Annotated in this window: 13 protein-coding genes; 12 read left to right on the plus strand and 1 reads right to left on the minus strand. The window is 62.9% G+C overall.

Annotated elements, in window-relative coordinates; all coding sequences use genetic code 11:
- The first annotated feature begins 78 nt into the window (after positions 1-78).
- The 11 genes from AC1DX4_RS05635 to AC1DX4_RS05685 all read left to right on the plus strand — a co-directional run bounded on the left by AC1DX4_RS05635 (position 79) and on the right by AC1DX4_RS05685 (position 10,757).
- Positions 79-1,371 carry a class I SAM-dependent methyltransferase gene (locus AC1DX4_RS05635; protein WP_477219388.1) on the plus strand — a complete coding sequence of 431 codons (1,293 nt, stop codon included), beginning with the start codon at positions 79-81 and terminating at the stop codon, positions 1,369-1,371.
- A gap of 80 nt (positions 1,372-1,451) precedes the next feature.
- The gene (locus AC1DX4_RS05640) at positions 1,452-1,775 is read left to right on the plus strand and encodes a YnfA family protein (RefSeq protein WP_477219389.1); all 324 of its coding nucleotides are present in this window, start codon (positions 1,452-1,454) and stop codon (positions 1,773-1,775) included.
- A gap of 1 nt (position 1,776) precedes the next feature.
- On the plus strand, positions 1,777-2,754 hold the full coding sequence (locus AC1DX4_RS05645) for a small ribosomal subunit Rsm22 family protein (RefSeq protein ID WP_477219390.1): 978 nt from the start codon (positions 1,777-1,779) through the stop codon (positions 2,752-2,754).
- 220 nt (positions 2,755-2,974) lie between these two features.
- The gene (locus tag AC1DX4_RS05650) at positions 2,975-4,468 is read left to right on the plus strand and encodes a replicative DNA helicase (protein ID WP_027045351.1); all 1,494 of its coding nucleotides are present in this window, start codon (positions 2,975-2,977) and stop codon (positions 4,466-4,468) included.
- A 3-nt stretch (positions 4,469-4,471) separates the two neighbouring features.
- Entirely contained in the window at positions 4,472-5,095 is a 624-nt protein-coding gene (locus tag AC1DX4_RS05655) for a hypothetical protein (protein ID WP_477219391.1), read from the plus strand.
- On the plus strand, positions 5,095-6,498 hold the full coding sequence (radA, locus tag AC1DX4_RS05660) for a DNA repair protein RadA (protein WP_475451569.1): 1,404 nt from the start codon (positions 5,095-5,097) through the stop codon (positions 6,496-6,498). The genes AC1DX4_RS05655 and radA overlap by 1 nt, the downstream gene beginning before the upstream one ends.
- 47 nt (positions 6,499-6,545) lie before the next feature.
- Positions 6,546-7,208, plus strand: a complete 663-nt coding sequence (locus AC1DX4_RS05665; protein ID WP_013896312.1) for a CvpA family protein — start codon at positions 6,546-6,548, stop codon at positions 7,206-7,208.
- Positions 7,209-7,301: 93 nt separating this feature from the next.
- Entirely contained in the window at positions 7,302-8,771 is a 1,470-nt protein-coding gene (gene purF / locus AC1DX4_RS05670) for an amidophosphoribosyltransferase (RefSeq protein WP_027034473.1), read from the plus strand.
- Positions 8,772-8,861: 90 nt separating this feature from the next.
- Positions 8,862-9,602, plus strand: a complete 741-nt coding sequence (locus tag AC1DX4_RS05675) for an SDR family NAD(P)-dependent oxidoreductase (RefSeq protein ID WP_010915156.1) — start codon at positions 8,862-8,864, stop codon at positions 9,600-9,602.
- Between the two features lie 125 nt (positions 9,603-9,727).
- Positions 9,728-10,366, plus strand: coding sequence for a hypothetical protein (locus AC1DX4_RS05680; RefSeq protein ID WP_477219392.1), 639 nt, complete (start codon positions 9,728-9,730; stop codon positions 10,364-10,366).
- Between the two features lie 172 nt (positions 10,367-10,538).
- A complete protein-coding gene (locus tag AC1DX4_RS05685; protein ID WP_027045347.1) occupies positions 10,539-10,757 on the plus strand; it encodes a hypothetical protein in 219 nt (72 codons plus the stop codon).
- A 49-nt stretch (positions 10,758-10,806) separates the two neighbouring features.
- Here AC1DX4_RS05685 and AC1DX4_RS05690 read toward each other — a convergent pair whose 3' ends face one another.
- Positions 10,807-11,313: an OsmC family protein gene (locus AC1DX4_RS05690; protein ID WP_477219393.1), complete on the minus strand. Its 507-nt coding sequence runs from the start codon at positions 11,311-11,313 to the stop codon at positions 10,807-10,809.
- 211 nt (positions 11,314-11,524) lie between these two features.
- On the opposite strand from AC1DX4_RS05690, the gene aguA reads away from it, so the two are divergent.
- Positions 11,525-12,631 (plus strand): agmatine deiminase, encoded by a 1,107-nt coding sequence (aguA, locus tag AC1DX4_RS05695; protein WP_477219394.1) that lies wholly within the window; start codon positions 11,525-11,527, stop codon positions 12,629-12,631.
- Positions 12,632-12,638: the final 7 nt, after the last annotated feature.

The following is a 12,638-nucleotide window of genomic DNA, read 5'->3' on the forward strand; positions in this document are numbered from 1 at the left end:
CCAAATGGAACTTTTCGAACCCCTATATATTGTTGCAGAATTAAGGCAGCCAGTCTGACCGTGAGGGGACATTTGGTTATGAATATTCTGCTGAAGCGCGTTCTCGATCGCTTGGTGCGCACGGGCAATCTCAAGGTAACCGGGCCCAAAGGCGCCACCTTCGTCTTCGGCGACGGCAGCGGCGAGCCGGTGCACCTGCACATCAAGACCCGACATGCCGAACGCGCCATCACCTTCGATCCGATGCTGGCGGTGCCTGAATCGTACATGGACGGCGAACTCGACATTCTCGAAGGCGGCGTGCTCGGACTGATGCGCATTGCCTTCCAGAACATGGGCAGCGGCGGCATCGACGCGACCTGGTCGAAAGCCATCGAGGGCCTGCGCCACGCCTTCCGCCGCCTGCAGCAGATCAACACCGCCTCGCGTTCGCGCCGCAACGTGCAGCGCCACTACGATCTGTCGGGCGACCTCTACCGGCTCTTCCTCGATGAAGACATGCAGTACTCCTGCGCCTATTTCGAGCAGCCGGACATGACCCTGGACGAGGCGCAGGCGGCCAAGAAGCGCCATATCGCCGCCAAGCTCAGGCTGAAGGCCGGCCAGACCGTGCTCGACATCGGCTCCGGCTGGGGCGGGCTCGGCCTTTATCTCGCCAAGGCGTTCGACGTCGACGTGCAAGGCGTGACGCTGTCGACCGAACAGCATGGCGTCGCCACCGACCGGGCGCATGCGCAAGGCCTGGAAAACCACGTCCATTTCGAGCTGAAGGACTATCGCGAACTCAACGAACGCTTCGACCGCATCGTTTCGGTCGGCATGTTCGAACATGTCGGCGTGAACCACTTCAGGACCTTCTTCGACAAGGCGGCAACATTGCTGAAGCCCGATGGCGTCATGCTCCTGCATACGATCGGCCGCTCCGGCGTGCCGTGGGCGACCAGCGCCTTCATCCGCAAGTATATTTTCCCGGGTGGCTACATACCGGCCATGTCGGAGGTGCTGCCGGCGATCGAGAAGTCGGGCCTCGTGGTCACGGACGTCGAGATCCTGCGGCTCCATTATGCCGATACGCTGAAGCACTGGAGCCAGCGCTTCGCCGCCAACCGCGACAAGGCCAAGGCCATCTACGACGAACGCTTCTGCCGCATGTGGGAATTCTATCTGGCCGCTTCGGAAGCCGCCTTCCGCTGGCAGGATCTGGTCATATTCCAGTTCCAGATCGCCAAGAAGAACGACACCCTGCCGATGACCCGCGACTATATGGCCAAATGCGAAAAGGCGCTGGAATTACGCGACATGGGCCGCCGCGAAGCGGCTCCCGTCGCGAAGCCCGCCAAGCCCGCCCGGCGCCGCAAGGTGGCGGAGTAGAAACGCCTATCGCCATTGGCGCTTGCCATTCCCGGCCCCTGCCCCGAAAAAGGCCTCGTGATCGTCGCGAGGCCTTTTTCATGACCTATCTCCTCTATGCCACCGCGGCCCTGGCCGAGATCGCCGGCTGTTTTTCGGTATGGGCATGGTGGCGGCTGGAAAGATCGCCGCTGTGGCTGGCTCCGGGCTTCGTCTCGCTGCTTCTATTCGCCTGGCTTCTGGCGCTGGTCGACACCAACGCGGCCGGTCGCGCTTATGCAGCCTATGGCGGCATCTACATCGTCGCCTCGCTGGCCTGGCTGTGGCTGGTGGAGGGCGTGCGGCCCGACCGCTGGGACCTTGGCGGTGCTGCGCTCTGCATAGCCGGCGCCTCGATCATCCTGCTCGCACCGCGAGGAGCCTAGCGTGGAACTGCCGGCCTCTCTTCGACAAGCTGTCGATCGTATCCTGGAAAAAGTACCGCTGCCGGAGCTGAAGCAGGCAGCGAAAACGCTCTCGGACCGCTACCGCGCCGAACTGCGCGACGGCCGTCTTCACATGGCACAGGACATGGCGGTCAAAGCCTATCTGGCGACGCGGCTGCCGGCGACCTATGCCGCGGTCCGCGCCAGCCTCGACACGCTGAGCGTGGCCCGGCCGGATTTCATGCCGAAAACCCTGCTCGATGTCGGCGCCGGTCCTGGTACGGTACTTTGGGCCACCAGCGAGCTCTGGCCTGATCTCGAACAGGCCGTTTTGCTGGAAGCGAGTGCAGCGGTGCGCAAGGTCGGCGAGACGCTTGCCGCCAATGCCATCACAACCCGAACCGTCTGGCAGGCCGGCGACGTCACAACAGACCTTGCCGGCCTTCAGCCGGCAGACCTCGTCACATGCGCCTATGTGCTGGACGAGATCGTGCCGGCATCGCTGCCCAAGATGGTCGACCGGCTATGGCAGCTGACGACAGACATATTGCTGATCATCGAGCCGGGCACGCCGGCCGGCTGGCAGCGGATTCTGGCGGTGCGCGCGCAGTTGATCGCGGCCGGTGCGCATCTGCTGGCGCCTTGTCCGCATGAGGCGCCCTGCCCGATCAACCCTCCCGACTGGTGCCATTTTTCGCGCCGCGTCGCCCGCTCCCGCCTGCACCGGCTGGCCAAGGATGCGGAGGTGCCTTGGGAAGACGAGAAATTCATCTATGTCGCCGCTTCGCGCCAGCCGGCCGCGTCTCGCCTTGCGCGGGTTATCGCACCGCCGAAATCCGGTTCCGGTAAGGTGTCACTCAAGCTCTGCGAACCGGACGGCAGCGCCGGCGAACAACTGTTCACCAAACGCGACGGTCATCTGTTCAAGGCGGCGCGGCGCCTGGACTGGGGCGATACGCTGGACGGGACAAGCACGTGACCGTCAAAATTGTTCTTGCTCTGTTCCAGCGACTCGGTTAGGGATTTGCGCTTCTCCGAGTCAACCGGAATCGGGACACAGGAACACTGTCCTGTGGACGGTTCGCCGTTCCTGTGAACAACGGGCATCAAGACCGGTTGGTCGTGTGGTGATGCAGAAAGGTCAGCACGCTTTCGTCTCGTTCTGATATCGAAAGGCCGGGATCGAAATCGGGGACATCATGGCAGAGGCAGCGCGAAAATTCGGCGTGGCGGAGCAGCAACCGCTTTATCGTGAGGCGCCGAACAACATCGAGGCCGAGCAGGCGCTGCTCGGCGCCATCCTCGTCAACAACGATGCCTTCTATCGTGTCTCCGACTTCCTGAAGCCAGGCCATTTCCACGAACCCCTGCATCGCAAGATCTTCGAAATCGCGGCCGAGCTCATCCGCATGGGCAAGGTGGCGACGCCGATCACGCTGAAGACCTTCCTGCCGGCCGACGAAAAGGTCGGCGACATGACGGTGGCGCAATATATCGTACGGCTGGCGGTGGAAGCCGTCACCGTCGTCAACGCCACCGACTATGGCCGCGCCATCTATGACCTGGCGACGCGACGCGCGCTGATCACCGTCGGCGAGGACATGGTCAACATCGCCTATGACGCGCCGGTCGACATGTCGCCTTCCGAGCAGATCGAGGACGCCGAGCGCCGGCTGTTCGAACTCGCCGAAACCGGACGCTACGATGGCGGCTTCGAAAGCTTCACCGACGCGGTCAAGACCGCGGTCGACATGGCCAACGCCGCCTATATGCGCGACGGCCACCTGTCGGGCCTTGCCACCGGCATGCGCGATCTCGACCGCCGCATGGGCGGCCTGCAGTCGTCCGATCTGATCATCATCGCTGGCCGTCCAGGCATGGGCAAGACATCGCTTGCCACCAACATCGCCTTCAACATTGCAGAGATGTATGAGCCGGCGCAGCAGGCCGATGGCTCGTTCAAGGCGGCCAATGGTGGTGTCGTCGGCTTCTTCTCGCTCGAAATGTCGTCGGAACAGCTCGCCACCCGTATCATTTCCGAACAGACAGAAATTTCGTCCTCGAAGATTCGCCGCGGCGAAATCACCGAAATGGACTTCGAAAAGCTGGTCGCCTGTTCGCAAACCATGCAAAAGATCCCACTGTTCATTGACCAGACCGGCGGTATTTCCATTGCGCAGCTGTCTGCCCGCGCGCGTCGCCTGAAGCGCCAGCGCGGCCTCGACCTGATCGTCATCGACTATATCCAGCTGATGCAGGGCTCATCCGCCAAGTCTTCGCAGAACCGCGTGCAGGAAATCACCGAGATCACCACGGGCCTGAAGGCGCTGGCCAAGGAACTGGCCGTGCCGATCATCGCGCTGTCGCAGCTGTCGCGTCAGGTCGAAAGCCGCGAGGACAAACGCCCGCAGCTCTCCGACTTGCGTGAATCCGGCTCGATCGAGCAAGACGCCGACGTCGTCATGTTCGTCTACCGCGAGGAGTATTATCTCAAGAACCGCGAGCCGAAGCTTGGCACGGAAGAATACGTCAAGTGGGAAAACGAGATGAACGAGATGCGCGGCAAGGCCGAGGTGATCGTCGCCAAGCAGCGCCACGGCCCGACAGGCTCGGTGACGCTCGCCTTCCACGGCGAATTCACCCGCTTCTCCGATCTGGCGGAAGAGCATCATATCGCGGAGAGGTTTGAGTAGCTCTTGTCTCGGACCAGCCAATTAGATTTCAGCAAAATCTACCAGCGGATAAAATTTAACGCGTACGAAATCTCCGAAAAAGAGCGCATTCAAATCTCTGATTATCTGAGGTCCGCAGAGTCAACATTTCGTCCCGAGTCGCATGCAGCCTTGCTAGTGTTCAGCCTCTCGAGCGAGCCAACGTCCGAGAACGTCAAATTGGTGCAGAAATTCCTTACCACTGACGCTGATGACTATGCTCGAAGTGCTGCGGTGAATAGCCTTTATGGCATCTGGCATTTGGGAACGGATTCCGACGTCAAAGACTTGCGAGATTTTTTGCTACATTCATTAGAGGAATCTCGGCAAAACACATCGGCGGCTGCGATCGGATGCGCTTTTGAACTGATGCATATACAGGATGATCGCCTCCTTTCGATGGCGCTTGGGCAATTGTTAGAAAACCTGCATGGAGAGGTTGTGCGCGAGAACGACTTTGCAATGGAGTTATTCATCAGCGCCTGCCTGAGTGCACACAACAAATGGGCTCGAAGCCGCGGACAACAGCTTACGCACTTCAGTACTATCGAAGATGCATTGCCAGTTTACTGGGATCGCCAAAAGTATCTTTTGGAACCTATAAACTAATGGCCAAGTCGCGCGTCCAGTTCATCTGCCAGAATTGCGGATCGGTGCATCAGCGCTGGGCCGGCAAATGCGATGCCTGCGGCGAGTGGAACACGCTGGTCGAGGAAGGCACGTCCGGCGGCATCGGCTCAGGGCCAGCCAACACGCGCAACGCTCGCAAGGGTCGCGCGGTGGTGCTGACCACATTGTCGGGCGACATCGAGGATGCGCCGCGCATCATCTCGGGCATCGGCGAACTCGACCGCGCCACCGGCGGCGGCTTCGTGCGCGGCTCGGCGCTGCTGGTCGGCGGCGATCCCGGCATCGGCAAGTCGACGCTGCTCACCCAGGCCGCAGCAGCTCTCGCCTCGCGAGGCCACCGCATAGTCTATGTCTCGGGCGAAGAAGCCGTCGCGCAGATCAGGCTGAGGGCGCAGCGGCTCGGCGTCGCCGACACGCCGGTGGAACTGGCAGCCGAGACCAATGTCGAGGACATCCTCGCCACAATCGCCGACGGCAAGCGGCCGGATCTAGTCATTCTCGATTCCATCCAGACCCTGTGGACCGACCTCGCCGATTCGGCGCCGGGCACCGTTACCCAGGTGCGCGCCGCCGCCCAGGCGATGATCCGCTATGCGAAATCCACGGGTGCGGCGATCGTGCTGGTCGGCCATGTCACCAAGGAAGGCCAGATCGCCGGTCCACGCGTGGTCGAGCACATGGTCGATGCCGTGCTCTACTTCGAGGGCGAAGGCGGCCATCACTATCGCATCCTGCGCACAGTGAAGAACCGCTTTGGGCCGACCGACGAGATCGGCGTGTTCGAAATGTCGGACAAGGGTTTGCGCGAGGTCGCCAATCCCTCCGAGCTATTCCTGGGCGAGCGGCATGCGAAATCGCCAGGTGCGGCGGTTTTCGCCGGCATGGAAGGCACGAGGCCGGTTCTGGTCGAGATCCAGGCGCTGGTCGCGCCGTCCTCGCTCGGCACGCCGCGCCGGGCGGTGGTCGGCTGGGACGGCGCCCGGCTGTCGATGATCCTGGCGGTTCTCGAAGCGCATTGCGGCGTGCGCTTCGGCAGCCATGACGTCTATCTCAACGTCGCCGGCGGCTACCGTATCAGCGAGCCGGCGGCCGATCTCGCGGTCGCCGCCGCATTGGTTTCCTCACTCACTGGTCTTGCCCTTCCCGCAGATTGCGTCTATTTCGGCGAAATCAGCCTTTCGGGCGCGGTGAGGCCAGTTGCTCATGCGCAGCAGCGCCTTAAGGAAGCCGAAAAGCTGGGTTTTGGTAGCGCGGTTCTGCCCTTGGGCAGCGAGGAACTTGCCGGAGGGATCGGGGCCGGCGCTTTCCAGCCCACCGAGCTTGCCGACCTCGTGGCGCGCATAGCCGGCTCACGGCGCAGCCGCGCCGACGATGAAGAGTGACGCGGCTCGTCGAGCCGTGAAAAACAGATCGGAGTGGGGCGAAAAACATGCCGATTACGCTGCTTGACGGAATCCTGGTCGGCTTCACCCTGGTCTCGGCGATGCTCGCCATGGTTCGCGGCTTTTCGCGCGAGGTCCTGTCGGTCGTCTCGTGGGCGGCGGCAGCGGCGGCGGCTTTCTTCTTCTACAAGCCGGTCCTGCCCTACCTGAAGCCCTATATCGACAATGAGAAGATCGCCATGGCGGCCTCCGCCGGCGTCGTCTTCGTCATCGCGCTGATCGTCGTTTCGGTCATCACCATGAAGCTCGCCGACTGGATCATCGATTCGCGGATCGGCGCGCTCGACCGCACGCTCGGTTTCCTCTACGGCGCCGCTCGCGGCATCCTGGTTGTCGCTGTCGCCCTGCTGTTCTTCAACTGGCTGGCCGGCGCCAAGGCTCCCGCCTGGGTGACGGAGGCCAAGTCGCGGCCGCTGCTGGAACAGATCGGCGCCAAGCTCGAAAGCCTGCTGCCCGAGGATCCGGAAAACGCCATCCTCAAGAAGCTCAATCCGAATCAACCGGCCGCCGAGACACCAGCCGCGCCGGACGCACCGGCAGCGGATGCGCCTGCCGGCGGCGACGACGCCAACGCGCCAGCGCCCGATGACAATGACGCCGCGCCTGCCGACAACACGGCCAAGCCGGCGCCGGCAGCACCTGCAAACTGACGCGTCTAGCCTGACGATGGTGTGAACGATTGCACGGTGTGCGTTGCTTTCGGCGCATGACCGCCTTATATGGCGATTTTAGCGGAGCTTAAGATGGCAGACGCAGACGACGTGCTTTCCGCCGAGGCCGACGACCATTTCCATGACGAATGCGGTGTGTTCGGCATTTTTGGCCGGCAGGACGCAGCCGCCATCGTCACACTTGGCCTGCACGCCCTGCAGCATCGCGGCCAGGAAGCGGCCGGCATCGTTTCCTACGACGGCACCCAGTTCCATGTCGAACGCCATGTCGGCCTGATCGGCGACACCTTCACCAAGCAGCGCGTCATCGACAGCCTGCAAGGCAACCGTGCCATCGGCCATACACGCTACGCCACGACCGGCGGCGCCGGCATGCGCAACATCCAGCCCTTTTTCGCCGAGTTGGCCGATGGCGGCTTTGCCGTCGCCCACAACGGCAATCTGACCAACGCTATGACGGTGCAGCGCGCGCTGCAGAAGCAAGGCGCGATCTTCTCCTCCACCTCCGACACCGAGACGCTCCTGCACCTTGTCGCGACCAGCAAGGAGCGCGACCTCAACTCGCGCTTCATCGACGCGGTGCGGCAGGTCGAGGGCGCCTTCTCGCTGGTGGCGATGACGGCCAAGAAGATGATCGGCTGCCGCGATCCACTCGGCATCCGCCCGCTGGTGCTGGGCGATCTCGACGGCGCCTGGATCCTTGCCTCCGAGACCTGCGCGCTCGACATCATCGGCGCCCGTTTCGTGCGCGACCTGAAACCCGGCGAGATGGTCGTCGTCACCTCCAAGGGCATTGAAAGCCTGTTCCCGTTCGAGCCGCAGAAGACCCGCTTCTGCATCTTCGAATATGTCTATTTCGCCCGGCCAGATTCTTCGGTCGAAGGCCGCAACGTCTACGAAGTTCGCAAGCGCATCGGCGCCGAACTGGCGCAGGAAAACCCGGTCGAGGCCGACATCGTCGTGCCGGTGCCGGATTCGGGGACGCCGGCGGCGATCGGTTTTTCGCAAGCCGCAGGCATTCCCTTCGAGCTCGGCATCATTCGCAACCACTATGTCGGCCGTACCTTCATCCAGCCCGGCGATTCGATCCGCCATATGGGCGTCAAGCTGAAGCACAACGCCAACCGCCGCATGATCGAGGGCAAGCGCGTGGTTCTGGTCGACGATTCGATCGTGCGCGGCACCACCAGCCAGAAGATCGTGCAGATGGTGCGCGATGCCGGCGCCAAGGAAGTGCACATGCGTATCGCATCGCCGCCGACCAGCGCCTCCTGTTTCTACGGTGTCGACACGCCGGAGAAATCGAAGCTGCTGGCGTCACGCATGTCGGTGGAAGAGATGGCCGAGTTCATCCGTGTCGATTCACTCGGCTTCCTCTCGATCGACGGGCTTTACCGCGCCGTCGGCGAGGCCGGCCGAGACAACGACCAGCCGCAATTCTGCGACGCCTGCTTCACCGGCCAGTACCCGACCCGCCTGCTCGACTTCGAAGGCCACGACAATGTGCGCACGCTGTCGCTGCTGGCGAACAACGGGGCGTAAGCTAGACTCTTTGTTTGACACAATTCCGGACGGAAAACCGCTTCACACTTTTCCTGGAATTGCTCTAGACCACCTTACGGAAATTCTCGCATGACCCTCGACCTTACCGGCCGCGTTGCGGTCGTCACCGGCGCCTCGCGCGGCATCGGCTATTTCATCGCCAGGGAATTGGCCGCAGCCGGGGCGCATGTCATCGCAGTTGCGCGCACCGTTGGTGGGCTGGAGGAACTCGACGACCAGATCAAGGCAGCCGGCGGCCAGGCGACGCTGGTGCCGCTCGATCTCGCCGACATGGCCGGCATCGACCGGCTGGGCGGCGCCATCCATGAGCGCTGGGGCAAGCTCGACATTCTCGTCGCCAATGCCGGCGTACTCGGCGTCATCTCGCCGATCGGCCATGTCGAGGCCAAGACGTTCGAGAAGGTGATGACCATCAACGTCACTTCGACCTGGCGGCTGATCCGCTCGGTCGACCCGCTGCTGCGACTCTCGGATGCCGGCCGGGCCATCATCCTGTCGTCCAACGCAGCGCACTCAGCGCGCGCCTTCTGGGCGCCTTACGCGGCATCGAAGGCCGCGGTCGAGACCATGATGCGCTCCTGGGCGCATGAGACCCAAAGCCTGCCGCTGCGTGTCAATGCCGCCGACCCGGGCGCCACCCGCACCGCGATGCGAGCCCAGGCCGTGCCCGGCGAGGATCCGGAGACGCTGCCGCACCCCTCGGAGATCGCCAAGCGCATCGTGCCGCTGGCCAGCCCCGAGCTGAAAGAGACCGGGCTGATCTTCCAGGCCAAGCACAATCGCTTCGTTGCCTACAGGCAGCCTGAATAAGCTTACACCTCGGTTTTGACGGCTCCCGGAACCATTGCCCGCATTTGGGTGGCATATGTCAGGGATTAAAAGGGCCTCCAGTTACGTTTCTTCGAATGTAGGACATTCGAAACCGGAGGACCGATATGCGCAGACTTCTTCTCGTTGGCGCCGCCATCACGGCCGCCCTAACCGCCACCGCCGGCACCGCCCTCTCGCAAGATGCCAAGATGAGTTTCTTCGTCACCAGTGCCGGCTCCGGCAAGGGCGCCGATCTCGGCGGCCTGAAGGGCGCCGACGCGCATTGCGCTTCGCTGGCTGAAGCCGCCGGCGTCACCGGCAAGAGCTGGCATGCTTACCTCTCGACCAGTGCCGAGGATGCCCGCGACCGCATCGGCAAGGGTCCGTGGTTCAACGCCAAGGGCGAGAAGATCGCCGACGATGTCGCCTCGCTGCACAGCGACGCCAACGGCATCAGCAAGCAGACGGCGCTGAGCGAAAAGGGCGAAGTGATCAACGGCCGCGGCGACAAGCCGAACCGGCACGACATGCTGACCGGGTCTAAACCCGACGGCACCAGGATCGCCGACCAGACCTGCGGCGACTGGACGATGAGCGGCGCCGAAGGGGCAGCGATGATGGGGCATCACGACCGCACAGGCCTCGACGATTCGGCGGCGGCAAAGTCGTGGAATTCCTCGCATGCTTCGCGTGGCGGCTGCGGCCAGGAGGCGTTGAAGGGCACCGGTGGCGACGGGCTGTTCTACTGTTTTGCCACCGACTGAGGCGATGGGCCTCAAACATCGGGATCAGAATCCACCGGACGATCACGCGGCTGTGATCAGAGGCGGAAAGGCTGTGCTTCTGTCATGCTTTCGTCGTTTCCATAGAGTTGGTAGGATCGTATAGACTCCCACAACAACGAGCGCCCGAGCTGGGCAGAACAAGGACATCCCCATGGCTACGACTGCAGCGTTGGTCTGGTATCTGGTAATCGCCGGCCCGCAGGGCGGCATGGTGGTGCTGCCCAGCACCTTCGACAAGCGCGAACAGTGCACCGCCGCCATCACCGAATATCAGAAGCAGCCGACACCCACCGGCTGGTCGGTGCAGTGCGTACCGAGCGCCTCGCCGTTCACCGACGAAGGCGATGCCGAAGAGCCGGCGGCGCAGTAAGCATCGGTTGCACAAGGCCCGCAGCCGCCGGCTGCGGGCCTTGTGATTTTCAACGCTCGGCGCTCACCGTCAATTCCGGCTTCTGGTTGATGGTCTGGAACACCACGCAATAGCGCTCGGTCAGCTTCAGCAGCGAATCGATGCGCTCCTGCGGTTCATCGGTGTCGAGAGCGAAATTGAGCCGGATGGCGCGAAAACCGACGGGCGCGTCCTTGGCGACACCGAGCGTGCCGCGAAAATCGAGATCGCCCACGGCTTCCACCGTGGCAGCGCCCAGCTTGAACTCGAGCGCCGTCGCCACCGCCTTCAGCGTCACCCCGGCGCACGCCACCAGTGCCTCCAACAGCATGTCGCCGGAACAGAGCTCGAGCCCTGAGCCGCCGGTTGCCGGATGCAGGCCGGCGATGGCGATCGCCCTGCCCGTCTCCACCTTGCAGGCCACCGACTGATCGTCGATCGAGCCTTTGGCGCGAAGCGTGATCAGCGCCTGCGAAGCGTCGTCGCGGTAAGCCTGCTTCAGCGGTGACTGCATGGCCTTCAACTGGGTGGCGTCCATTCGCTGTCCTTTTTCGTCCGTTGTTCTGCTGGCCTACGCCGTCTGACCGAGATTTGCTCCGATCATCTCGCGAAGGCAATGGTGTTCGCCCCTGCAGCAATGCAGGCCTGCCACAACCGACGCGCCGACGTCCCAAATGGGACATTGACGGAAGAGACCTCAAAACCGTCTGATCCCGGAAAGTCGTCATTCCATTTCCGGTGATCCCGCAATGCCACATACCCTCTCGACGAAGCCAAAACAGGACGGGTTTCGCGCGCCTGGCGAATTCGAACCGAAATCAGGCTGTTGGCTGATCTGGCCCGAGCGGCCCGATACCTGGCGCCTGGGCGCCAAACCGGCGCAGAGGCTGTTCGCCAATGTCGCCACGGCGATTGCGCAAAGCGAGCCGGTGACTGTGGCCGCATCAAGCCGCCAGTGGCGAAATGCCAGAGCGCGATTGCCCGCCCATGTTCGCGTGGTGGAAATGTCCACCAACGATTCCTGGCTGCGCGACAGCGGCCCCAATTTCATCGTCAATGATCACGGCGACGTGCGCGGTGTCGATTGGATCTTCAACGCCTATGGCGGTTTCGATGGCGGCCTCTATTCGCCGTGGGACCTCGATGACCTGGCGGCGCAAAAAGTGCTTGAAATCGAGAACATGGATCGCTATCGCGCACCGCTGATCGCCGAGGGTGGCGGGCTGCAGTGTGACGGCCAGGGTACCCTGATCACGACGGCGCAATGCCTGCTCAATCGAAATCGCAACGCCCATCTCGGCAAGGCCGACGTGGAACGGCAGCTCGGCGACTATCTCGGTGTCGACACCATCATCTGGCTGCCGCGCGGCTTTGCTTTTGACGAGACCGACGGCCATGTCGACGACATCTGCTGCTTCGTGCGCCCCGGCGTGGTCGCGCTGAGCTGGACCGATGATCGGGACGACCCGCAATATGAGATCGTGCGGGAGGCCGAGGAGGTGTTGCGTTCGGCGCGTGACGCGCGCGGCCGCAGCTTGGAGGTCCATCGGCTGCCTCACCCCTTGCCAATCGAGATATCGACGGAAGAGAGCGAAAGCGTCGACCAGCTCGATTCGACCTGGGCGCGGCCAGCCGGAAACCGCATCGCGGCCAGTTACATCAACTACTATCCGGGCAACAGCGTCGTGGTCGTGCCAGAGTTCAGCTCTGATCTCGATGGGCAGGCCAAGCAAAAACTGGCCGCGCTGTTTCCCGACCACGGGATAGTCGGCATCGAGAACTCCCGCGAGATCCTGCTCGGCGGCGGCAATGTCGCCTGCATCACCTTGCCGGTCTATGCCCCGCAACGGCGTTGAGGGCATG

The sequence above is a fragment of the Mesorhizobium sp. P3_A8 genome (genome assembly GCF_056402995.1).